General features: G+C 36.7%; 21 protein-coding genes. All 21 read left to right on the top strand.

The features are described from left to right. Positions 1–127: 127 nt before the first annotated feature. The 21 genes from I589_RS09300 to I589_RS09210 all read left to right on the top strand — a co-directional run bounded on the left by I589_RS09300 (position 128) and on the right by I589_RS09210 (position 21292). Positions 128–1246: an LCP family protein gene (locus I589_RS09300; RefSeq protein ID WP_010767699.1), complete on the top strand. Its 1119-nt coding sequence runs from the start codon at positions 128–130 to the stop codon at positions 1244–1246. A gap of 86 nt (positions 1247–1332) precedes the next feature. Further along, entirely contained in the window at positions 1333–2181 is an 849-nt protein-coding gene (locus I589_RS09295; protein WP_010767700.1) for a DegV family protein, read from the top strand. A gap of 230 nt (positions 2182–2411) precedes the next feature. Further along, the gene (locus I589_RS09290; protein WP_010767701.1) at positions 2412–2891 is read left to right on the top strand and encodes a DUF6530 family protein; all 480 of its coding nucleotides are present in this window, start codon (positions 2412–2414) and stop codon (positions 2889–2891) included. 14 nt (positions 2892–2905) lie between these two features. After that, positions 2906–5125 (top strand): AAA family ATPase, encoded by a 2220-nt coding sequence (locus I589_RS09285; protein WP_010767702.1) that lies wholly within the window; start codon positions 2906–2908, stop codon positions 5123–5125. 378 nt (positions 5126–5503) lie between these two features. Next, positions 5504–7144, top strand: coding sequence for a glycoside hydrolase family 13 protein (locus tag I589_RS09280; protein ID WP_010767703.1), 1641 nt, complete (start codon positions 5504–5506; stop codon positions 7142–7144). A gap of 10 nt (positions 7145–7154) precedes the next feature. Then, positions 7155–7757, top strand: a complete 603-nt coding sequence (gene yqeK, locus I589_RS09275; RefSeq protein WP_010767704.1) for a bis(5'-nucleosyl)-tetraphosphatase (symmetrical) YqeK — start codon at positions 7155–7157, stop codon at positions 7755–7757. A gap of 54 nt (positions 7758–7811) precedes the next feature. Beyond that, positions 7812–7955, top strand: coding sequence for a hypothetical protein (locus tag I589_RS18360; protein WP_010767705.1), 144 nt, complete (start codon positions 7812–7814; stop codon positions 7953–7955). A gap of 195 nt (positions 7956–8150) precedes the next feature. Continuing rightward, complete coding sequence (locus I589_RS09270) at positions 8151–9062, top strand: helix-turn-helix domain-containing protein (protein ID WP_010767706.1); 912 nt, start codon at positions 8151–8153, stop codon at positions 9060–9062. Between the two features lie 88 nt (positions 9063–9150). Next, positions 9151–12375: a fibrinogen-binding MSCRAMM adhesin Fss3 gene (fss3, locus tag I589_RS09265; protein ID WP_010767707.1), complete on the top strand. Its 3225-nt coding sequence runs from the start codon at positions 9151–9153 to the stop codon at positions 12373–12375. A 112-nt stretch (positions 12376–12487) separates the two neighbouring features. Next, complete coding sequence (locus I589_RS09260) at positions 12488–12802, top strand: YdcP family protein (RefSeq protein ID WP_010767708.1); 315 nt, start codon at positions 12488–12490, stop codon at positions 12800–12802. A gap of 12 nt (positions 12803–12814) precedes the next feature. Further along, complete coding sequence (locus I589_RS09255) at positions 12815–13189, top strand: YdcP family protein (RefSeq protein WP_010767709.1); 375 nt, start codon at positions 12815–12817, stop codon at positions 13187–13189. Positions 13190–13198: 9 nt separating this feature from the next. Then, positions 13199–13534: a hypothetical protein gene (locus I589_RS09250; RefSeq protein WP_010767710.1), complete on the top strand. Its 336-nt coding sequence runs from the start codon at positions 13199–13201 to the stop codon at positions 13532–13534. Positions 13535–13549: 15 nt separating this feature from the next. Next, entirely contained in the window at positions 13550–14911 is a 1362-nt protein-coding gene (locus I589_RS09245) for an FtsK/SpoIIIE domain-containing protein (protein ID WP_174298976.1), read from the top strand. A 226-nt stretch (positions 14912–15137) separates the two neighbouring features. Then, entirely contained in the window at positions 15138–16283 is a 1146-nt protein-coding gene (locus tag I589_RS09240) for a DNA cytosine methyltransferase (protein ID WP_034684939.1), read from the top strand. Beyond that, the gene (locus I589_RS09235; RefSeq protein ID WP_010767713.1) at positions 16270–16560 is read left to right on the top strand and encodes a hypothetical protein; all 291 of its coding nucleotides are present in this window, start codon (positions 16270–16272) and stop codon (positions 16558–16560) included. Before I589_RS09240 ends, I589_RS09235 begins: the two co-directional genes overlap by 14 nt. Positions 16561–16815: 255 nt before the next feature. Next, a complete protein-coding gene (gene mobT / locus I589_RS09230; RefSeq protein ID WP_010767714.1) occupies positions 16816–18000 on the top strand; it encodes a MobT family relaxase in 1185 nt (394 codons plus the stop codon). A gap of 16 nt (positions 18001–18016) precedes the next feature. After that, positions 18017–18136, top strand: a complete 120-nt coding sequence (locus I589_RS18825) for a DUF3789 domain-containing protein (protein ID WP_010767715.1) — start codon at positions 18017–18019, stop codon at positions 18134–18136. Between the two features lie 4 nt (positions 18137–18140). Further along, positions 18141–18362, top strand: coding sequence for a hypothetical protein (locus I589_RS09225; protein ID WP_002298822.1), 222 nt, complete (start codon positions 18141–18143; stop codon positions 18360–18362). Between the two features lie 14 nt (positions 18363–18376). Further along, a complete protein-coding gene (locus tag I589_RS09220; protein ID WP_010767716.1) occupies positions 18377–18880 on the top strand; it encodes an antirestriction protein ArdA in 504 nt (167 codons plus the stop codon). A gap of 89 nt (positions 18881–18969) precedes the next feature. Continuing rightward, positions 18970–21012 (top strand): PHP domain-containing protein, encoded by a 2043-nt coding sequence (locus I589_RS09215; RefSeq protein ID WP_010767717.1) that lies wholly within the window; start codon positions 18970–18972, stop codon positions 21010–21012. Next, on the top strand, positions 20993–21292 hold the full coding sequence (locus I589_RS09210; protein ID WP_010767718.1) for a hypothetical protein: 300 nt from the start codon (positions 20993–20995) through the stop codon (positions 21290–21292). The genes I589_RS09215 and I589_RS09210 overlap by 20 nt, the downstream gene beginning before the upstream one ends. Positions 21293–21352 lie beyond the last annotated feature (60 nt).

The raw sequence follows: 21352 nt of genomic DNA, 5'->3' as shown, positions 1-21352 counted from the left end.
TGTCTTTAAACCTTTTCTGATGTTTTATACTCAGAAGGTTTTTTTTGTCTTAAAATTTTCTAAAAAGACTATGAACTTTTTTTTCATCAGGTATGCTAGAGAAGAAGAGAAATGGAGGCTATCGCTTATGAGTCGAATGGATCGTTATAAAAACTTACATGATGAATCAGAAACAGTAAATAATAAAAAATCTTTCTCACCAAGAAAAGAAAGACAGCAAAAAGAACCAGTTGAGTCAGCTGCTGAAGAGCAATTATCTGCACCACAAACGAAACAAAGAAAAAAAGCAACATTTTTTCATACATCAAATTCGCCGGAAAAAGAAAAGAAACCCAAACAAAAAAAATCTCGAAAAAAACACAAAGGGCTACGAATATTGGGGCTTCTTATTTTACTCGTATTTTTATTTTCTGGCGGGATGTTTGCCTATGGAAAATATAGTGCAGAGCACGATACCTCCCTGCCAAAAGAAGAGCTGGAAACATTTAATGGGGTGACTAGTGCTGATAAATCAAATAATATTCTGCTTTTAGGAAGTGACAGTCGAGGAGGAGAAACTGGACGGGCAGATACGATTATGGTAATTCAGCTTGATGGTTCTGGGAAAAAGCCAAAAATGATTTCCTTTATGCGTGATACTTTTGTGACAATTCCTGGTGTGGGTGATAATAAAATAAACGCTGCCTATGCATTTGGCGGAGCTGATCTTGTACGGCAAACTCTTTTAGATAATTTTGGTATTGATTGTAAATATTATGCCAAAGTTGACTTTCAATCATTCGAGAAGGTGATTGATTCCTTATTTCCAAATGGCGTACAGATTGATGCCGAAAAAGATATGAGTAGTCACTTAGAAGTCCCTATAAAAAAAGGACCTCAAAAAATGAACGGGTTAACATTATTGCAGTATACACGCTTTCGTATGGATGAAGAAGGAGACTTTGGTCGTGTTCGACGTCAACAACAAGCAATGTCTGCTATCTTTTCTCAAATGAAAAATCCACTGACACTTATCAACTTGCCATTAGCCTCTGGAAAAGCAATTGGCTATACGTCTACAAATATTCCAACAACCTTTTTGCTGAAAAACAGCTTCTCTGTATTAAAAGGGGCAGGAGGAATTGATCGTCTAAGTGTACCCGTAGAGAATTCTTGGAGTTATGGAAATTCTGACTATGCCGGAAGCATTTTAGTCGTTGATAAGGAACAGAATAAACAAGCTATCCAAACATTTTTAGCCAATTGATTGTCTGAAAATTTATTTTCAATGTTTTTCAATCTATGCTATTATTATATTTGAACGGTGAAATTTCTTTGAAACGAGGAAACTAAATGAAACTAGCAGTAGTCACAGACAGTACAGCATATCTGCCTGAACGTATAAAAACAAAAGAAAATCTCTTCACTATTCCAATTCCTGTTATTTTGGATGGAAAGATTTACAATGAAGGTATTGATATTGAAGCAGATGAATATTACGATTTACTGAAAAACAGCAAAGAATTTCCAACAACTTCTCAACCTGCATTAGGAGAGGTGTTGGCGCTTTATCAAAAGATTGCGGATAAAGGATACGATACAATTATTAGTATCCACCTGTCTGCTGGTATTTCCGGTTTTGTTAGTACTTTACATGGAATCAAGGAAGCAATTGACGGAGTCACAATTGTCCCTTATGATTCTGAAATTACTAGCTTACCAATGGGACATATGGTAGAGGCGGCATTGGATATGTCTGAAACAGATGCGTCACTAGATGAAATTCTTGCCAAAATTGATATTATTCGAGATAACACTTACGCGTATCTAATTGTAGACGATTTAAACAATCTTGTTCGCGGAGGACGACTAACAAATGGCGCTGCCTTGATTGGTGGTTTGCTTAAGATTAAACCAATTTTAACCTTTGAAGAAGGAAAGATTGTGTTATCTGAGAAGATTCGATCAACAAAAAAAGCTTTTACTCGTGCTGAAAAGATAGTTGGACAACGCTATAATGAAATCCAATATCCAGTAAAACTTTATGTGATTCATGCAAATAATCTTGAAGTAGCAAAAGAAGAAAAAGAAAAGCTCCAAAAACAATATCCCGATGCAGAAATTGAGATTGGCCATTTTGGTCCGGTCATTGGAACTCATTTAGGAGAAAAAGCAATTGGATTAGCCATCTCAGCGCAATAATTCTTATATATTCTTTCATCACAGGCCTATAGAAGAACATTCAAAAGAATCTCTTTTGAAGTCTTCCATGGGTCTTTTTTGCCCTTTAAAGAGCTAAAGAAGTCCATTAATATCTTTCCAACATGTTTCAGTAAATCTCTTTTTTTGATAAATTGACACATTTCTATTATAATTTACTAAATTACTAGTTTAGTAAATTAGTAAATTACTAAAAGGAGGTTGGCGAGTTTATGAAAATCCCAACAAATCTTAAACATAAACCTGTCATCGTTGTAGAAGACTATGACAAAATTGATGGTAATTATGCATTAGATACGGATGCAAAAGGGCTTTCTTTAGGTCTTGCACAATGGAATGATAGAGGGAAAGTCGATATATCAGGAAAGGTTTGGCGTCATACAGGAGAAAAATGGTCACGTCAGTCTGAAGAGCTTCCTATTACTCGAATACTTGATTTGGCTATTTTAGTCGCACGAGGAAATCTTTATTTTCAAGATGCCTATCGACATGAAAAATTTTACGATCCAGAGAATCCAGAGATAGATATCATTGGTCTTCAAGGAAATCGAATGACAGTTGAGGTAGATACGGACAATCCAATGATTGATGAAGATATTTTATTATACTATGATACATTACAAAAAGATGGCGAATTAATCGGTGAACGTATGCGTGTATTAAAACGTTTGTTAGATGATCTAGGCTATTAAAAGGAGTTTTCCCTATGACCTCTTATTCAGTGACGGAAGGTAGAATTTTCTCTCGTTTGGAAAAACAAATGATTTGGAAAAAGCCCAAAAGTCATCAAACCAGTGAAGAAGAAAAACGGATTGCACAAGAAATTAAAACGAATTGGCATGATCCTGAAATGAAACTTTTTAATATTTTATTAGAAGGAGATGCTGGTTCTGGAAAAACCCAATTAGCAAAAGCCTTATCTGCTGATTTACAGCTACCTTATACAAAGGTGACTTGTTTTGCAGATATGGATAAATCAGACGTTTTTGGCGCGTTATTGCCAATTATTTCTGCAGATGATGAGCTAGATAGTGAATTGCTGGAAGCCATTTACCAAACAGATTCATTTGATGCAGTAATCAAGTTGATTCAACAACATTATAGTATCAATCAGAGTACTGCAAAAGAACGCCTTGCTAAGCTGATTCATCGTATTGACGAAAACCAGCAGGAAACCGTTCATTATAAGTTTTACCCTTCTGAAATTGTTCGTGCAATGGAAAAGGGTTATCTTTTAGAAATTCAAGAGCCTACAGTTATTCGCGATGCTTCTGTTTTAGTAGCATTGAATTCCGCATTAGAGAGTAATGGTATGCTAAATATCCCTACAGGGGTTATCCAACGACATCCAGATTGTATCGTTGTGATTACCACCAACCGTAATTATCAAGGGAATCGGCCCCTAAATGAATCTCTACGTGACCGAATGCAGCATGCCGAAAAAATGGATTTACCTGCTGTATCCGTGATGGCTGAACGGGCATTAGCGAAAACAGGTGTTAATGAACTTGATATTTTGTTAAAAATGGCAGAAATTATTCAGCTTCTCGATCAAACGGCTAAAGCAAATGCCATCAAAGGGGTTGCTGGTATGCGCTCTTATTTCTACTGGGTAAACACCCTAAAACAAGCGCAGGATCCCTTAATTTCTATCTACCCTAAAGTATTTTATAAAGTGACTACTGATCCCAACGAGCTAGAAATTTTAGAAAATATTTTAGAAGAAAGTGGCTTGCTTTCTGAGCTGCAAGTTCTTTTGCAAAAAAATCCGTTACAAGAATTTCTTAAAGAAGAGCAGAAAATTGCTGGAAGAAAAATTTCAGCAGAAGAAGCAGAATTGAGAAATATTGAAAAAGAAACAGAAGAAGCGACTTTATTAGGCGATTCTGACCAAGTATCAGAAGTATCAGCCCCAAAAGAAAAACAGGAAAAAAGAGAAGCTATTGAAGTGGAAGAAACCAAAAAGAGTGAGGACACTGTTGCCAATGGACATACAGAGAAGGAGAGTTCTGATGAAGAAACATCCATGTCTCCCTCTGAAATGGAAGCTGTCGACAAAGAAAAAAAGCGTAGTTTGAACAAAGAAGCGCGCCAGCTCTTAAAAGATACAGCTCACGCAAAAGAAGGACTGATTATCCATCGCCCAACATTCAAAAAAAAAGATATACTCATTGCCAAAGAAGCAAAGAAGAAGATTCTTCCTGCCGTTGAAACACTGAGTCGGAAAATGTTGGATTTACTTGATAAAGAGGTTACCACAACCTATCAAACAGGAAAATATGAAGGGAATCGGTTTAATGCTAGCCGAATTGCTTATGGGGATTATAAAAATTTTGATAAAAAGAATCCACCCCATGAAGAGCCTTCGCTAGCGCTCGCTATTCGCGTGGATGAATCTGGTTCCATGATACGAGAGGGTCGGATAAACAGTGCGCAGACAGCCGCTCTTGCAATTACTGAGTTTGCGAAACGAGTAAACATTCCTTTAATGATTTATGGGGATACTGCAGATGTCTCAACAAGAGAAAAGACCTCTATATTTTCCTACAAAGAGTTTGATGATTCCTTTGATTATGTCGATGCTAAAATCATATCCATGAAACCACGTCAAAATAATCGTGATGGCGTCGTGCTTAAAATTATGGCAGATAAATTGTCAAAACAAACAGCGACAACTAAATTGCTATTGACTATTAGTGATGGGCAGCCAAAAGCCTTACCTGATTATACAGGAGACAAAGCAAAAGAAGATATTCAATCCGTTTTAAAGGAATATGAACGACAAGGTGTACTGTTTTTATCAGCTGCTATCGGTCAAGACAAAGAGGTTATCAAGGAAATTTATGGAGAAAATCGTTATTTAGACATCAGTGATTTAGCGACTTTCCCTGAGAAAATTATTCAACTAATTGCCCGCTATTTGTAATTGGCAAATGCGCTCTGGGAGTAGTGTAAAAACTAGCGAGTTATCGAATAGAACACGGAGTTCCTGCTTACACTAAAAAAGAATACGTAAATTCTCCAGCTAGACCATTGGTGTAGCTGGTTTTCTTTAAAAACACATATAAAAACAGAGGAACTCTTATTCAAGCACTCTATGAATGAAATAAGCTTGACCAGCAAATAGAATTACTTATGAAGGTTTTTCAGAAGTAATTAGAAAACGTTCTCTCAAAAATAAACAATAAATATATTATGTAAACAAAAATAAATAATCACGCTCATCTTGTTACCGGTAACAACAGTTTTTAAGGTATGTTTTCCTTTATACTGAGAAGTATCTAGAAAAATGGAGGAATCGGATATGAAACAAACACGTGCATGGTGGAAAGAGGCGGTGGGTTATCAAATTTATCCACGAAGCTTTTACGACAGTAACAATGATGGAATTGGAGATTTAAATGGAATTCGTGAAAAATTGCCGTATCTGGTAGATTTGGGTATTGACTTTATCTGGATTAATCCTATTTATGATTCTCCCAATGTAGACAATGGTTATGATATCAGTGATTACCAGGGGATTTTAAGTGATTTCGGTACCATGGAAGAGTTCGATTTACTTTTAAAAGAGGCGCATGATTGTGGGATAAAAATCATCATGGACTTAGTCATCAATCATTCTTCTGATCAGCATCAGTGGTTTATTGAATCAAAAAAAGGACTAGATAATCCGTATCGTGATTATTACATTTGGGCAGAGGGGACACCTGATACTCCTCCATCAAATTGGGAATCAATTTTTGGCGGCTCAATCTGGAGCTATGATGAACAGAGCCAGCAATATTATATGCATGTATTTGCAAAAGAACAGCCTGATTTGAATTGGGAAAACAAGATGCTAAAAAAAGAAATTTTCACAATGATTGAATGGTGGCTGGAAAAAGGAATTGACGGGTTTCGGTTAGATGCAATTTCACACATCAAAAAAGCTTCTTTGGATACAACGCCTAAAAATCATCCATTTGATCCATTTATGAATGTACCAGGAATCGAAGCTCATTTGGAAGAACTGCGTGACCTATTTAAAAAATATGACATCATGACCGTAGGAGAAGCAAGCGGAGTTTCTGCACAGCAAGCACCAAAATGGGTAGGTGAAGATGGCTATTTCAACATGATTTTTGAATTTGATCACATTTCTCTTTGGAATAAAGAAGAGACTGGAAAACTAGATGTTGTTCAGCTAAAAAATGCGTTATCTACTTGGCAGACTGCATTAGACAAGAAGGGCTGGAATGCCTTATATATGGAAAATCATGATGTACCGCGAGCTGTTTCTGCTTTCGGAAATGATACAATTTACTGGAAAGATTCAGCCAAAGCTATCGCTATGATGTATTTCTTTTTACAAGGAACACCTTTTATTTATCAAGGACAAGAGATTGGTATGACTAATTATCCCTACACAACAATTGATGAAATAGATGCTGTTGATTCGCGTGCGTTTTATTTTCGATTATTGGATGAGGGAAAAAGCGTAGCAGACGCCTTACGAATTGTGAGTAAAACAACTCGTGATAATAGCCGAACACCTATGCAATGGACTGACGAGCACTACGCAGGTTTTTCAGAATCAACACCATGGATGAATGTTAATCCAAATAAGAATAAGATTAATGTTGCACTTCAAGAATCTGATTCATCCTCTATTTTAAATTTCTATAAAGAATTAATTGCGATTCGTAAAAAGTCAGAGACATTAGTCTATGGTTCCTATAAACTTTATCTAAGTGAGCATCCACAAGTGTTTATCTATGAGCGTATACTAAACAGCAATCGATTTCTAATTGTGGTCAATTTATCAGAAAGCCCAGCCAATCTGCGGTTGCCTGAAAGCCTCTCTGATTCTTCATGGAGTCATGTAGTAGGAAATAGCGAACAAAATTCAATGCTCACTTCTAAAATCACCTTGTCGCCTTATGAGGCACATCTATTTAATAACTAGGAGGAGTGGAATGGTTCAATTAACTGATTTCAGACTAGAAGTGGAAGGAACAGTTGAGCAACAGATGATTGCATATCTCACTTACTATGGATTTTCAGAGGTAGCAAATCACTCTCTAGCAGTAGCGTCTGAGGCAAAACGTTTAGCCTCTAAATTTTCTGCAGACCCTGAAGCAGCCTATATTGCAGGTCTACTTCATGACAGTAGTGTGTTTATTCCAAACAAAGAGCGAGTAGCACTCTGTCAGACACTCAATTTAACTGTGTATCCAGAAGAAAAACAAGTACCTATGCTGTTACATCAGCGACTCTCTAAAGTACTGGCAAATGAATTCTTTGGTGTGAGAGATGTATCCATACTGAATGCAATCGAATGTCATACAACATTAAGAAGCTCTCCGTCAAAAATGGATTTGATTGTCTTTTTGGCTGATAAATTACAATGGGATCAATCATACGCAGCTCCTTACTTAGACGAGTTAAATAAAGCCCTAGAAATGTCATTAGTTCATGGAGCAAAAACATATATTGACTGGACATTGAAACAAGGAGTCCTTGTTTTACATCCTTGGTTAAGACAAGCAAATCAGTGGCTCAATCAGCAGGAAGAGTGAAAGATAAAAATATATCTAACTAGTATTCATAACAATTTAGGAGATAGAATTTAAATGAATAACGATAGAAAAGAAGAAATTGTTGAGGCGCTTAATTTCACTATAAATTCAGGGTATTTTGATGAACAAGAGAGCGAAAAACTCGCAATTGAATACTTGGAAGAGTTCTACATGGACGAGGATGAGCCTAAGAAGTAGCATTTTTGAAGAGGGAATCCTATTAAATCAATCTTTTCAAGTGGCGAAAAATCCGTGACTTACCCGTTTAAAAAAGTTTAAACTGTCATGCGGTTGTCACGGATCAAAAAAATTGTCAAAAACGGAATATTTTCCCTTGAAGGTTTTTAACCGTCAGCGTATGATGAAAGCATCTCATGAGGAGGTGCTTTTTTCATGTCTGAAAATATAAGTGGTGACTTACTTAAAACTTTAAGGAAAGAGCGCAAGCTATCTCAAAAGAAGTTGGCTGATTTAGCAGGTGTTTCACAAAGTGCTTTAGTAAAGTACGAAAAGGGAACAAGAAAAATATCAAAGGATATCGATACTGTTTTAAGTGAGATTTTCAATGTAGATACACTTTTGGGGGATCAAACTGACCTTGTAACAACTATAGTAAATCAATTGTTGTTTTTCAAAGAAAAGAATAGTTTAACAAGTAAACAGTTAGCACAAAAGATTGGAATTGATGCACCTTTGATGAGTCGTATATTGAGCGGTAGTCGAAAGCCATCAAAGGATGTACAGCAAAAAATTGCTGTGTTTCTCTCTAACGATGGTAAAGAAATTTTGATGAATATAAAACAAGATGATGGTTCGTTTAAATTACCCTTTGTCGATAAAATGGCGATGGGAAAACGAATCCAAGAGATTCGGAAAAATCGCGGCGAGACACTGGAAAAATTTGGTAAGAACTTTAATCGACCAGCAGGCAAGAATGTTGTGAATAGATGGGAAAAAGGTACGAATATTCCTGATATCGAAAGATTGATGAATGTTGCCTATCTTGGGAAAGTGACTGTTTCCTACATTTTATATGGAGATATTTACAGTAAGATGTTAAAAGAGGGAAACAAGGTTAGCCAATTTGAAAAGTTAGCCCCTTTCCGAATGGGATTAAGACTTCGAAAAATTCGAAGGGATTATCGTTTGGAAAGAGAAGACTTTGGAAAGTTTTTTTCGCCTCCTATTACAAAATGGTCGATGGATAGATACGAGAATGGAAAAGATATCCCAAATACCGATCGTATTATTCAGTATGCCTATATAGGAAAAGTCTCTTTGGAGTTTTTGGTATACGGTATCTGATAATTTTTGAAAAGAATAGTTTTAACATTTGAGGCATTCAGAATTGGATGTCTCTTTTTTTATCCAATTTTGAAAGGAGATTTATTCTATGAAAAAGCCGAGATTTAAAAATTGGCGATTGTGTGCGACTATAGCTTTGTTAGGACAAACAATTGGAGGAACGATTGGCACTACGATTGCCTTGGCCGATGAAATTACTCATCCACAAACGGTAACCGTGGAATTAGATTTAGCGCATCAATATGCTGTCGAAGGTACATTTAGTGATGGACGATTGATGTCAGAAGTCACTGTGCCTCACTATGCTGTCTATAATGGTGTGAAACAAGATATTTTCTGTATTGAACCAGGGATTCCGATTGATAATCAATTCACTCCGGGTTATGAGAAAAATCCATTACCTGATATGCCGGAAAAAGCAAAACTAGTGTCCGTTTTGTGGAAAGAAGTGGGTACGGATGTGGATACTCATATTGTGGCTCAAAAAATGATTTGGCAAGAAGTCAATGGCTACACACCTCACTCAATCAAACGATCGGATGGTAGTGCCGTAAATATCGCAGCTATTGAGGCAAAAATCAATCATGCAATCGCAGATTATCAGAAGAAACCAAGCTTCCATAATTCCACAGTAAAAACAGTGTTAGGTCAATCGATCACGGTAACGGATACTAATGGTTTGAACTTATCAGAGTTCGATGAGGTTGTTCAAAATACCGCAAACATTGATTATCGTGTGAATGGAAATAAATTAGTGCTCACACCAAATGGAAACTCCAAACCAGGATTACTGACATTGAAAAAATCGGTTGGTACCGGAACACCGGTGGCTTATAAAAAAGCAGGGCAACAAACCTTAATGCCTGGGGCAATTGATAAACCTAATACTTACAGTGTGATAATTGATGTGGAGACAAAAGGATCCCTGAAAATCAAAAAAGTCGATAAAGAATCAGGTAATGTTGTACCTGGGACAGTGTTTCATTTAGATTTTGGGAAAGCTTTACCTGAAAAAGATGTGACTACCGATAAGGAAGGGATTGCGAAATTAGATGGGATTCCCCATGGTACAAAGGTAACTATCACGGAAAAATCGGTGCCAGATCCTTATACGATTGATGAAACACCAATGATTGCCACGATTAAAGCAGGAGAAACGATTTCGGTGGTTTCTAAAAATACTCGTGAAAAAGGTCAAATCATTTTGGACAAAACTGGGGTAGAGACTGGAAATGATCTTTGGAATGAAAATTACACTTTAGCTGGTAATACCTTTGCTATTCGAAAGGACAGCTCTATTGGAGATATAGTCCAAGAAATAATTACTGATGAAAAAGGACATGCAGAAACACCAAAAGAAATCGATAGGGCTTTGGAATTAGGTACGTATTATATCACGGAAACCAAAGCTAGCAATGGATTTGTTAACACTTTTAAGCCAGTGAAAGTTGAATTAAAGTATGCCAATCAAACGGTAGCACTTGTTACTAGTAATGTGAAAGGTCAAAACCAAGAAATCACCGGTGAAACAACCTTGACAAAAGAAGATAAAGATACCGGGGATAAGACTCAAGGGAAATCTGAATTTACAGGAGCGGAATATACTCTCTTTACTGCAAAAGATGGTCAAGCTGTCAAATGGAATGATGCTTTCAAACCAGAATTAGTGAAGGGGACAAATGCTTCTGATAAAACCGTCACTTTGACTTTAGATGAAAATAATCAAGTTGCAGTTAAACACTTAGCGATTAATGAATATTATTGGCAAGAAACTAAGGCGCCAAAAGGGTATAGTTTAGACCAAACCAAATACCCTGTATCCATTAAAAAGGTTGATGATAACGAAAAAAATGCGGTCATTACCAGAGACGTTACGGCGAAAGAACAGGTGATTCGCTTTGGCTTTGATTTCTTTAAATTTACCGGATCAGTTGTGGGAACTACCGAAACTGGCTTCAATGATTTAACGTTTAAAGTTACGCCATTAGAAGGAACCAACGAAATCACAGGTGCTGAAGATGAAGCTACCACAGCCTACAATGAGCAACTAGGATTTGATGGTTATGGCAAGTTTGAAAATCTGCCTTATGGGGATTATTTGCTCGAAGAAGTGGAAGCACCAGAAGGATTTCAAAAGATTGCGCCACTAGAAATCCGTTCTATTTTTAAGGAAAACAAAGACGATTACACCGAGAGTGAATATATCTTTACCATTACCGAAAAAGGGCAAAAACAACCGATTAAGACGGTGACAGTTCCTTATGATAAACTCACCAACAAGAATTTTTCTATTAGTTTGAATCGTTTGATGTTTTATGATTTGCCGGAAAAAGAAGATAGCTTAACTTCCCTTGCAACTTGGAAAAACGGCACTAAAGAATTAACCAAGCTTGCTTCTACCGAGTTAGTCGATAGATTGAGCTACAATTTGCATGAAATAAAAGAAGAATGGTATGTTGTGGCTCAAGCAATTGATGTAGGGGCAACAAAAGCTGCTCAAGAAAAAGATCAAAAAGCCAAACCTGTCGTGATTGCTGAAACAACATCAAATTTGGCTAACAAAGAGAAAACAGGAACTTGGGAAATTCCACATAAACTAACAATAGAGCAAGTCTTGGATAAAACCATTGTTTTATTCAATTATGTGTACGAAAATAAGGAAGCCTTTGAAGCAGGCGATGAGCCGATTGCAAAAGATGCTAGCTTGAATAATCAAGCACAAACTGTAAATTGTAACGTAGAGCGTCATGTTTCTATCCAAACAAAAGCCCACTTAGAAGATGGTTCTAAAACCTTTACTCACGGAGATATAGTAGATATGTTTGATGATGTTTACATTATTCATGAAGTACTGGATGGTTCAAAAGAAGCTTTTGAGACTATTCTGTATGCTATACTACCAGATGGTACGAACAAAGAAATCTGGAAATCAGGAAAAATTGACTATGAAGTGAATGATAAAGAATACACCAAAACAGTGCTTGCGGAAAAAGTGGACACGAGTAACTATCCAGAGGGTACAAGTTTTACCTTTAAAGAGATCAACTATGATAAAGACGGAAATATCAATGGAAAACACAATGAGGATTTGAAGGAAAAAGCCCAAACCTTAACACCAAAAGAAGTTCCAACAGCACCTAGTACACCAGAAAAACCTGAAACGCCAACTACTCCAAGTGACTCTCAAGAATCGCGGGCCACAACGAAGACATTACCTCAAACCGGAGAGAAAAACTCCAATATTTTACTGTTCATTGGTTTTACCTTGATCTTTGCAACGGCTGGCTATTATTTCTGGAATCGCCGAAACTAAGGTGATGAGATGAATCAAATAAATTGTAACAACCAACACGCGCGACCGCCTCCAAAAAAAGTGGTTGCGCTATTTTTGTATCCAAAACTAAAAATGAGAAGAGGATAAGAATATGGAATTGAAATTTGTTGTGCCAGATATGGCCGAAACCTTTGGGAAGTTAAGTTATGCCGGTGAGGGTGAAGTTTTAACAGAAGGATATGGTCGGAATACTACGATTATTGGTCGCAGTTACCATTTATATTCCAGTAAACAACGAGCAGATGATATTGAAGTCGTAGTTGCAGCGGAAGCCGGAGAAAAGGATTTTGATCAAGACCAACCGTTAAAAGCCGTTAATCCCCATTTAGTTGCCAAAGGGTATGAGATTGAGAACCGCGGTTTTACAGATTATGTGTTGTATGTCGATGATTTAGTGAAAGCATAGGAGGAGAAAAATATGAGACTAACGGAAGGTATTGTGGTAGATTCAGGACTAACTTTTGGTAAGTTGCGCTTTTCTGCATTGCGCCGAGAGGTACGGAAACAAAATGAGGATGGAACGATTAGTAATGAGGTAAAAGAACGAACCTATAACTTGAAATCTTCGGCTCAAGGTCGAATGATTCAAGTAAGTATCCCAGCAAATGTACCATTGCGAGAGTTTACCTATGATTCAGAAGTTGAATTAGTCAATCCAATTGTGGATACCGTTGCCAATTATGTTTTCCGAGAAGGAACCACCGTTAATTGGTTTATTAAAGCAGACGATTTGAAGCTAAAGCATCCAAAAAATCAGGGAATATCTACTAACCAAAATGAAGAGAAGAAATAGGTGAAGATTATGGATATTGATATCGAGCATCTTTTAGATCGTCTAGATCGATATGGAAAAGGAGAACTGACCGAGGAACAAGTTATTAAAACATTGACATTAGATGAAAAAATGTTTCTTATTCTGCACCACGGATTTCTTGAAACAGATGAAGATGCACTTGATGTAATGGGCTGCTTAGATAAAGTAGGGGCTTTCTTTTTAGTGGTGGAAGTAAAGGAATGTTTGTGTCGGGAAGCAGAATCCGTCTTGGAAGAAATCGGTGTGGAAATGCCTGATGCCATTGGAGACTTTTTAAAGCAACTGGTTGAAACTAAGCAACTTCCCATAGTAGTAAAAAATTAGAATGACTTTTTTCTATTGGAGGTGTTAAACATCAGACAGTACAAAGGGCATCGTATACGAGCAGGAGATCAACACTTAATTTGTCACTTTATTCTTGGCTGGCTAATCGCTTTGTCCATTGGTTGGATGAGCATCTTTTATTTTCAAAAGCTTAGACGATTTGATATTTCTAAGGTATCACTTTCCACTATTGAAATCGTTTGGTCCATGAAAGATTTAATTTGCTTACTAGGAAGTCTCGCTCTTTCAGGAGCTATGATATTGCTTTATATACACTTTTTTCAGGCTCATTGGCGAAGTCTATGGCATCGACAAAAGCTAGCCCGGATGATTCTAGAAAACCATTGGTATGAAGTGAAACAAACTCAAAGTGAAGGCTTTTTCAAAGATTTTAGTAGTAGTCGAACCAAAGAGAGTATTAGTTACTTTCCCAAAATCTATTATCGAATGAAGGATGGATTACTTTCAATTCGCGTTCAAATTTCACTGGGAAAATATCAAGATCAGCTATTGAAGCTGGAAAAGAAGCTAGAAAGTGGACTGTATTGTGAGTTAATAGAAAAAGAACTCAAAGATTCCTATGTGGAATACACATTAGTGTACGATATGATTGCCAATCGAATTGGGATTGAAGAAGTAGTGGCAGAAAATGGGGCTCTGCGATTGATGAAAAATCAAGTATGGGCATATGATTCCTTGCCTCATATGTTAATCGCAGGTGGTACAGGTGGTGGGAAGACTTACTTTTTACTAACCATCATCGAGGCTTTACTGAAATCTGATGCCGAACTGTTTATTATCGATCCCAAAAATGCGGACCTCGCCGATTTAGGTACGGTGATGCCTCATGTGTATTCTCAAAAGGAAGAAATTTCTGCCTGTGTTGAGGATTTCTATGAACGTATGATGGCTCGTAGTAAGGCGATGAAAGAAATGTCGAACTACAAAACAGGAGAAAATTATGCCTACCTAGGTCTTTTGCCAAATTTCCTAATCTTTGACGAGTATGTTGCTTATATGGAAATGTTAACCACAAAGGAGAATGCGGTGGTTTTGAATAAGCTCAAACAAATCGTTATGTTAGGACGTCAGTCTGGTTTCTTTTTGATTCTGGCTTGTCAAAGACCGGACGCGAAGTATTTGGGAGATGGAATTCGTGATCAGTTTAATTTTCGTGTTGCTTTGGGACGCATGAGTGAGTTGGGATATTCTATGATGTTTGGGGAGGTCGATAAAAACTTCTTTATGAAAAGAATCAAAGGTCGAGGATATGTTGATACTGGAGGGAGTGTGATTAGTGAATTTTACACGCCTTTAGTTCCAAGAGGGTATGATTTCTTAAAAGCCATCAATGAAGTAATACAATCAAAAGAATAATTGAGGAAATTATGGAAAAATAAAACCGTAACTTTTTTACATTACAAAAGAATGCTTCTGCGAAAGAGTTGAAGGCAGTCTTCAAATATGTAGCAGATGAATCCAACCGAAAACAACGTAAATTGATTGGTCTGGATAAAGAAAAATAATTTCGAATCGAAAATAGTTGTAGAAGCCAAGAGCAAAATATTCTTGGCCTTTTTCTTTTCAATGAAAGTGGTGATTTATGACATTTTTGGATTTGTTTGCCGGTATTGGTGGGTTTCGTTTAGGGATGGAACAAGCTGGACACCATTGTATCGGGTTTTGCGAAATTGATAAATTTGCTAGGCGTAGTTACAAAGCAATCCATGACATAAAGGAGGAGGTTGAAATGCATGACATCACAAGTATATCAGACGAGTTTGTTCGATCAATCGGACCAATTGATATCCTTTGCGGCGGATTTCCGTGCCAAGCTTTTTCAATTGCGGGAAAGCGACAAGGATTTTCCGATACTCGAGGTACTCTCTTCTTTGAAATCGCTCGGTTCGCCGCTGTTCTCCGACCTAAATTTCTATTCCTTGAGAACGTCCGGGGATTACTCAATCACGAAGGAGGGGCTACGTTCGAGACAATCCTCCGAACGCTGGATGGATTGGGGTACGACATGGAGTGGCAGGTGCTTAACTCAAAAGCCTACGTTCCCCAAAGCCGTGAGCGAGTTTTCCTTATCGGACATTCTCGAGATGCATGTACCGAACAAGTATTTCCTATCATTGGACCGTCTGCAGCATCTGATCAAAAAATCAGAAACCTGTTAAATATTAATCCATCCAATCATGGTATGGGTGGAGAAGTATATGGACCAGATGGTGTTGCCCCAACCTTAATGGGAAATGAAGGAATTAAAATTGCTTTGCAAGCGAAAAAAGGAAGTTCTGTGGCGGGAATGTTGCTTGGTAATTTCGAACAAGGAAATCGAATTTATGATGTATCAGGAACGGCACCTACCTTATCAACAAAGCAAGGTGGTACTAAGATCATGATTCGGAAAAACGAAAAAGAATATCACGAAGTTAAGCCAGGGGATAGTGTGAACTTGGCTTTTTCTAATTCAAAAAGTCGTCGGGGGCGTCTTGGTAAACAAAGTGTTCATGCCTTGTTGACAGGAGGTCAACAGGTAGTTGTCACGGATCAGTATCAGATTCGTAAATTGACGCCGCGAGAATGCTGGAGGCTTCAAGGATTTCCTGACTGGGCCTTTGAACGGGCTGCCAAAGTAAATTCAGATAGTCAGTTGTATAAACAGGCCGGGAACTCTGTGACAGTCCCAGTCATTTTTGATATTGCCAGAAGACTAAAGAAGGTGGAGGCACATGGGTTACGATGAGTTGATTAGCGAGATTTATTGGGTTATTGGAAAGATTCAGTCAGATCCAGAACTAGAAGAAGAATTGCGGCGATTAAATTTTGATATTCGCAAGAACGGAGTGAAAGTTCATGGTGATCTTTATGTGATGGATGAGGAGACAGATACTCGAATCGAGGTTAATCAGGTAATCACAGAATTTGAACGAATTGCTGATCAAGCAAAAGAACCAGATATTCGTCAATACTTGTTAGAAATAAAGGCAGAGTTGGAAACCGATGGAATTAAAGATGAGTGAGAGCTCAATATCCCAACTTTAGGCGCTGACCGCGGCGGATTTGCGAAGCAGAAATCCTCCGTGGTGCTGTGCCTGTTCATGGACGGCTTTAGCCGGCCATGATGTCTCACCCCCCGTATCTAACAGGGGGGTACAAAAACACAAAAAATAATCAAGCAAAGATTAAAAATGGTTGCTGTAACAAAGTTAATAAGCTGTTTAAACAGGTGTTAACTTATTTGGAAAAGTTAACATCTCAAATTTAGAGGTGAGAATTTGGTACAAAGAAATTTAGATTACCATTTATTAAAAGACAAACGTAACGAATATGGCGTTTCGCAAAATAGATTGGCTACTGCTTGTGGGCTTAGTCGCTCGTACTTAAACCAGATAGAAAACGGTGGCGTAACTGCATCTACAAAGACTATAAGGAAAATTTTTGACCAACTGGAAAGTTTCAATCCCGACTTGCCTTTGATGTTATTGTTTGACTATGTAAGGATTCGGTTTCCCACAACGGACGTGCGGAAAATCATCCAGAAGATTTTACATTTAAAATTTGACTACATGCTTCATGAAGATCATGCCTTTTACTCTTATCAGGAACAATATGTAATGGGAGATATAGTGGTGATGCTTTCTAATGAGGAAGATAAAGGCGTACTGATAGAACTTAAGGGGCGTGGTTGTCGGCAATTTGAAACGTTTCTGCTCGTTCAAAAACGTACCTGGTACAGCTTTTTTGATGATTGCCTAAAAGCTGGTGGAGTGATGAAACGCTTGGATTTGGCAATCAATGACAGAGTCGGCTTATTGGATATTCCTGAATTAACAAAGAAATGTCAAAAAGAAGAATGTATTTCTCTATTTCGTACTTTTAAGAGCTATCGTTCAGGTGAACTTTTGAAACATGATGAAAAAGATGGTATGGGGAACACCTTGTATATTGGGAGTCTTAAAAGTGAGGTCTATTTTTGTCTATACGAAAAAGATTATGAGCAGTATATTAAGCTCGGAATTCCTCTAGACCAGACAGAAACGAAGAATCGTTTTGAAATTCGCTTGAAAAATGACCGTGCCTATCATGCCATTCAAGATTTGTTAAACGGTCGAAGCATTGAGAGTACTACGTTTTCCATTATCAACCGCTATCTACGATTTACGGATAAAGTAGAAGGTAAACGGCGAACCAATTGGCCGATGAATGAACAATGGGGGCGCTTTGTTGGACGGAATCGCAAAGAAATTCACTTAACTTCTGATCCGAAACCATATACCATTGAGCGAACTTTGAATTGGTTAGGACGACAAGTAGCGCCTACTTGGAAGATGGCAAAAGAATTGGATCGGTTGAATCAGACAAATTTTATACAGGATATGTTAGAGAATTCACAATTATCCGAGCGCTATAAAAAGATTTTAGAACAACAAAGTATGGGGATTGAAAATTTGATTATGTGAGAAAAGAGGAATCGTTATGAGAATTATGAAAGATATTTTATTGGTAATTGGCAGCAGTATAATTGGTGCCACCATAATGTGTTTAAGGAATGCGGGTTTCGTTACGGATCGAGTAATAGGAAAGAAAGGAAGATGACAAGATGAATTTTGGTCAAAACCTGTATCAATGGTTTTTAACCAATGCTCAATCTCTGGTTTTATTGGCGATAGTGGTGATTGGTTTATTCTTAGGATTTAAACGTGAGTTTTCCAAACTGATTGGTTTTTTAGTGATTGCTTTAATTGCGGTAGGATTGGTTTTTAATGCTTCTGGAGTAAAAGATGTCTTACTCAATCTGTTTAACCGAATTGTTGGTGCCTAAGGAGGACAATAAATATGGAGAAGATGCGCGTTTATATTGCGAATCTCGGGAAATACAATGAAGGTGAGTTGGTGGGGGCATGGTTTACCCCACCTATTGATTTTGATGAAGTGAAAGAACGCATTGGGTTAAATGATGAATACGAAGAATATGCGATCCATGATTATGAGCTCCCCTTTGAGATTGATGAATATATGGCAATTGACGAGATCAATCGGTTGTGTGGGCTGGCAGAAGAACTAGAAGGAACGCCGATCGGCGAAGTTGCTTCAGAAATCCAACATGCATTTTTCAATTCTTTTGAAGAAATGGTGGAGCATGTGGATGATATTATCTGTTATCCCGATTGTAATGATATGAGTGATGTGGCGTATTATTTGATTGAGGAAACTGGAGCTTTGGGTGAAGTGCCTGCTCATCTGCAGAACTATATAGACTACGAGTCGTATGGTCGAGACTTGGAAATTGGAGGGAATTATTTAATCACTAATTTAGGTATTTATGAATATTCAATCTGAAGTAGGAAAACGGACATTAATATCTCATTTATTTTATCTATTGAAAGTGTTAAGATTAAAGGTGAAGTAAATGGGGAGGAAATTGATGGATGAAAAAGTTAGACTTGCATATTCATACAGTTCGATCTATAAGTGATTCAAAGAAAATAGACTTTTCAATTGAGAAACTATCAGAATATATACATGAAAAAAAACTTGATGCAATAGCTATTACAAATCATAATATTTTTGATATTGAACAGTTTAGGAAAATTAGAGAGGCAATTGAAGTACCAGTTTTTCCAGGGGTAGAAGTTGATTTAGAAAAAGGTCATCTATTATTAATTGGTGATTGTTCAGAATTTCCACTTGAAGATTTTGCAACATCATGTGAAAAGTTGCTTAATTTTATAAAGGAGCAGTCCGACTCTCTGACTTTATCAGAATTCTATTCAGTTTTTCCAAAGCATACTTTAAAAAAATATTTATTGATTCCGCACTATCGTAAATCACCTGAGATTTCAGAAAGAATTATACATGAGCTATCAGAAAACTCTACCATTAGTGCTGGAGAGGTCAGTTCTCCAAGAAAATTTATGGAACTTAAAAATGAAATTGATGGATTAACCCCTGTTTTGTTTAGTGATCAAAGAATCTGTAGTTTTATGAGTAGTTTTAATAACCATCAAACTTATTTGAATATTTCCGAAATTAGTTTAGCCGCAATTAAGGGGGCATTATCGGATAAAACCAAAGTAAGTTTATCAAAAAAGGACGGAAAGAACTTATTTGAAATTCATGATGGAATTAACGCCTCTACAGGTTTAAATGTATTGTTAGGGGAAAGATCTTCCGGTAAAACTCATTTATTGAATAAAATAAATGAAAGTACAGAGAATACGAAATATATTCGTCAATTTGAATTAGTAGAAACTGATGATAAACGTTCAGAAGAAACATTTCATGCTCAGTTACAGAATGATGAAAGTATGTTTTCAGCAGAGTTTTTATCGGAGTTTAATGAAATCGTCAAAGACATATTGAATATTGATGTACTTACTACCAAAAAAAATGTTAACGACTATGTGCAATCATTGTTAAAAAATGCTGAAAGTACAGAAAAGAAAGATGCTTTTGCCAAATCAACCCTTTTTAGTGAAGAAAAGTTTAAGCATAAGGATACATCTACTTTAGAAGAATTAATAAAAGCAACTCAAGTAATTCTTGAAAACAATGAATACTCAACACTTATTGATGAAGTTATCGAAAGAGAACAACTTGTGAAACTGTTGCTTCGCCTGATTAAAGAACACAGACGGATTTCTTTGGATAATGAAATAAAGGAGAAGGCAAACACTATAATCGGCAATGTTCAAAGTGAACTATCTTTGAAAACAACAACACAAAGAATTCTTGATATTGATTTAAGTAAGGTTGCTGAAGAACAGCTAAAAATAAGAAAGTTTAATGAGCTCACAGAAAAACTACAACAAGAAAAAATTCTTAATGAAAAGCAAACTTTTGATTTTACAGTAAGAAAATCTAAAAGAAAGTTTGCTACTCCAAGGGAATTGATTGAACAAGCAAAGAAGAGAATGAGTTTTTCTGATATATTTTCATCGTATTCAGTTCCATTTGATTTTTTACAGAAACTAAAAAGTAAAAAAGAGCTTGAACCCGCAGATTTTTATAAGTATTTTGTAAAGATACAGGTAGAAATTTTAAACAAGGATTTGAAACCAGTCTCTGGAGGACAACGAGCAGAATATAACTTTTTACGGAAAATAGAAGGCGCTCTATCACATGATATGCTTCTCATCGATGAACCTGAGTCATCGTTTGATAATCCGTTCCTAAATACAAAAATTAACACAATGTTGAAGGATATTTCGAAGTACATTCCAGTATTTGTTTCAACTCATAATAACACAATTGGTGGTTCCATTAGTCCGGATTTCATTCTGCATACAAAAAGGAGTATTGAACAGGACAAAGCTAATTTTAGAGTTTATACCGGCTATCCAACAGATAAAATCCTATACTCAAATGATGGGAAATCAATTAATAATTTATCTGTTCAGTTAACATGCCTTGAAGCAGGCGAAAGTTCGTATAGTAAGAGGAGCGAAATGTATGAAATACTTAAAAATTGAAAATAATCAAGGCTTTTTCTTAAAGGAAGACAATTGGATTGCGGTTGATCAAATCACAAAGGAGGACCTTTTTAGTTTTATTAACATTATCTTGGATAGCGTTGAAGGAGAATTTGAGATGGATGAATTTTCTGAAGAGACAATTCAACACGCTGCTCACAAAATTATATATAAAAATATTTACAATAAACTTTTAGAATTAGAACATGAGAAGGATAATCTTCATGATAAAGTAAATCAACAGTTTTCAACTGCATTTCAAAAGTATTCAAATGATTAGTGATAAATTTTTAAAAGGCTCATTCATTAAGGATGAGTCTTTTATTGTGTTATAGGAGAT

Source organism: Enterococcus phoeniculicola ATCC BAA-412 (assembly GCF_000407505.1).
GTDB lineage: Bacteria > Bacillota > Bacilli > Lactobacillales > Enterococcaceae > Enterococcus_K > Enterococcus_K phoeniculicola.
Note: the sequence above shows the minus strand (reverse complement) of the source record. Positions and strands in the feature narration are given on the sequence as shown.

What these genes read in the sequence shown, in the direction of transcription:
- I589_RS09225 (WP_002298822.1), top strand. Translation starts at nt 18,141, where the DNA reads ATGAATTTTGGTCAAAACCTGTATCAATGGTTTTTAACCAATGCTCAA.
- I589_RS09240 (WP_034684939.1), top strand. Translation starts at nt 15,138, where the DNA reads ATGACATTTTTGGATTTGTTTGCCGGTATTGGTGGGTTTCGTTTAGGG.
- I589_RS18825 (WP_010767715.1), top strand. Translation starts at nt 18,017, where the DNA reads ATGAGAATTATGAAAGATATTTTATTGGTAATTGGCAGCAGTATAATT.
- I589_RS09290 (WP_010767701.1), top strand. Translation starts at nt 2,412, where the DNA reads ATGAAAATCCCAACAAATCTTAAACATAAACCTGTCATCGTTGTAGAA.
- I589_RS09250 (WP_010767710.1), top strand. Translation starts at nt 13,199, where the DNA reads ATGGATATTGATATCGAGCATCTTTTAGATCGTCTAGATCGATATGGA.
- fss3 (WP_010767707.1), top strand. Translation starts at nt 9,151, where the DNA reads ATGAAAAAGCCGAGATTTAAAAATTGGCGATTGTGTGCGACTATAGCT.
- I589_RS09235 (WP_010767713.1), top strand. Translation starts at nt 16,270, where the DNA reads ATGGGTTACGATGAGTTGATTAGCGAGATTTATTGGGTTATTGGAAAG.
- I589_RS09215 (WP_010767717.1), top strand. Translation starts at nt 18,970, where the DNA reads ATGAAAAAGTTAGACTTGCATATTCATACAGTTCGATCTATAAGTGAT.
- yqeK (WP_010767704.1), top strand. Translation starts at nt 7,155, where the DNA reads ATGGTTCAATTAACTGATTTCAGACTAGAAGTGGAAGGAACAGTTGAG.
- I589_RS09285 (WP_010767702.1), top strand. Translation starts at nt 2,906, where the DNA reads ATGACCTCTTATTCAGTGACGGAAGGTAGAATTTTCTCTCGTTTGGAA.
- I589_RS09260 (WP_010767708.1), top strand. Translation starts at nt 12,488, where the DNA reads ATGGAATTGAAATTTGTTGTGCCAGATATGGCCGAAACCTTTGGGAAG.
- I589_RS09255 (WP_010767709.1), top strand. Translation starts at nt 12,815, where the DNA reads ATGAGACTAACGGAAGGTATTGTGGTAGATTCAGGACTAACTTTTGGT.
- I589_RS09295 (WP_010767700.1), top strand. Translation starts at nt 1,333, where the DNA reads ATGAAACTAGCAGTAGTCACAGACAGTACAGCATATCTGCCTGAACGT.
- I589_RS09220 (WP_010767716.1), top strand. Translation starts at nt 18,377, where the DNA reads ATGGAGAAGATGCGCGTTTATATTGCGAATCTCGGGAAATACAATGAA.
- I589_RS09280 (WP_010767703.1), top strand. Translation starts at nt 5,504, where the DNA reads ATGAAACAAACACGTGCATGGTGGAAAGAGGCGGTGGGTTATCAAATT.
- I589_RS09300 (WP_010767699.1), top strand. Translation starts at nt 128, where the DNA reads ATGAGTCGAATGGATCGTTATAAAAACTTACATGATGAATCAGAAACA.
- I589_RS09270 (WP_010767706.1), top strand. Translation starts at nt 8,151, where the DNA reads ATGTCTGAAAATATAAGTGGTGACTTACTTAAAACTTTAAGGAAAGAG.
- I589_RS18360 (WP_010767705.1), top strand. Translation starts at nt 7,812, where the DNA reads ATGAATAACGATAGAAAAGAAGAAATTGTTGAGGCGCTTAATTTCACT.
- I589_RS09210 (WP_010767718.1), top strand. Translation starts at nt 20,993, where the DNA reads ATGAAATACTTAAAAATTGAAAATAATCAAGGCTTTTTCTTAAAGGAA.